1 protein-coding gene is annotated in these 745 nt (G+C 47.1%); it reads left to right on the top strand.

The window, feature by feature from the left end; genetic code table 11:
* Positions 1–161: 161 nt before the first annotated feature.
* Positions 162–584 carry a PaaI family thioesterase gene (locus tag A3750_RS00270; protein ID WP_068453914.1) on the top strand — a complete coding sequence of 141 codons (423 nt, stop codon included), beginning with the start codon at positions 162–164 and terminating at the stop codon, positions 582–584.
* The last annotated feature ends 161 nt before the right edge of the window (positions 585–745 follow it).

Genomic DNA, 745 nt, shown 5'->3' with positions numbered 1-745 from the left:
CTTGCACGCATTTGCGATGTGAGTCCTGTAGTGATTCTAGACATTTAGGGTGCCAACCGTATTTGATTGAGTGGGCACCGCCATAGCTTTAGTAAGGCGCCTATTTTAATGAGCCTTGGTTTAATCGTATAGTCTAGTTTTGATTATCTGGGGATAAGTTAATGGCTTTGGCGGCAAAAGAGGTTCAGGAACTGATTCGGAGCTGGATTCCGATGGCTGAGGATATCGATTTACGTGTTGAAAGAATAAGCGATCATACCTGTTTGATTCGTATCCCTTTTGACAACAAGAATAAGCGACCAGGAGGAAGTGTGTCTGGTCCGGTGCTGATGGCCGCAGGTGACACTGCGATGTATGCTGCAATACTCGGCGCGTTAGGGGAGGTTTCGATGGCCGTCACAAGTAATCTGAACATCAATTTTATGCAGAGACCGGGCGAGGTTGATATTCTCGCTGAAGGCAAGATACTGAAGTTGGGTAAGCGGATTGCGTATTGTGAGGTGGAAATCTATACCTCAAAGTCTAGAGAGTTAGTAGCCCATGTGACGGGAAGTTATGCTTTGCCGCCTACGTCTGAAAGGTAGCTTTTTGAGAGGGTGATTTGATCGGGCTTAGTCTATCGGCCGATACGCGGTATTTGCGGGTCTAGATTCTCTGTATCGATGACGTATTTGTTTCGGCCGCTTTCCTTCGCTTCGTAGAGTGCCGTATCCGCCTTTTTGACAAGCTCTGAATGTTCGTGCTC

The sequence above is a fragment of the Oleiphilus sp. HI0079 genome, from assembly GCF_001635105.1.
The sequence above is the reverse complement of the archived record's forward strand: the minus strand, read 5'-3'. Positions and strand labels throughout refer to the sequence as shown.

Excerpts from the sequence above, each read along its gene's own strand:
- A3750_RS00270 (WP_068453914.1), top strand. The coding sequence starts at position 162 with ATGGCTTTGGCGGCAAAAGAGGTTCAGGAACTGATTCGGAGCTGGATT.